The following is a 758-nucleotide window of genomic DNA, read 5'->3' as shown; positions in this document are numbered from 1 at the left end:
CATGACCACCCGCATTGACCGCCGCTTTGCGCGGCTGAAGGAAGAGAACCGTCCCGCGCTCGTGACCTATTTCATGGGCGGCGACCCGGACTATGAGACCGCGCTGTCGATCATGAAGGCGCTGCCTGCGGCGGGCAGCGACGTGATCGAGCTGGGCATGCCCTTCTCCGACCCGATGGCCGATGGCCCGGCCATTCAGGCCGCCGGCCTGCGCGCGCTCAAAGGCGGGCAGACGCTTTCCAAAACGCTCCAGATGGCGCGGGATTTCCGGGAAGACGACGACGACACGCCCATCGTGATGATGGGTTATTACAACCCGATTTACATCTATGGTGTGGACCGCTTCCTCTCCGATGCGAAGGAAGCGGGCATTGACGGTCTGATCATCGTCGACCTGCCGCCGGAGATGGATCAGGAGCTTTGCGTTCCGGCCATCAAAGCGGGGCTGAACTTCATTCGTCTTGCCACGCCGACGACCGACGAAGAGCGCCTGCCGAAGGTGCTGGAGAACACGTCGGGCTTCGTCTATTACGTGTCGATGACGGGTGTGACGGGTTCGGCCCTGCCGGACACGAACAATGTTTCGGCTGCGGTTTCGCGCATCAAGGAACACACGGACCTGCCGATCTGCGTCGGGTTCGGGGTGAAGACGGCGCGCCAGGCGCGGGCGATTGGCGAGGTCGCGGACGGTGTTGTCGTCGGCAGCGCCATCGTTGCGACCATCGCACAGTGTTACGACGCCGATGGCAACAGGATCG

The 758-nt window shown here is 63.1% G+C and carries 1 protein-coding gene; it reads left to right on the top strand.

Features of this window, described 5'->3' with window-relative positions; translation table 11 throughout:
• Position 1: 1 nt before the first annotated feature.
• On the top strand, positions 2-758 hold a 757-nt coding region (gene trpA, locus JYP46_RS22040), incomplete at its 3' end, for a tryptophan synthase subunit alpha (protein WP_206549374.1).

The sequence above is a fragment of the Nitratireductor aquimarinus genome, assembly GCF_017255295.1.
Lineage (GTDB): Bacteria > Pseudomonadota > Alphaproteobacteria > Rhizobiales > Rhizobiaceae > Nitratireductor > Nitratireductor aquimarinus.
This window is presented reverse-complemented; position numbering and strand designations above follow the sequence as displayed.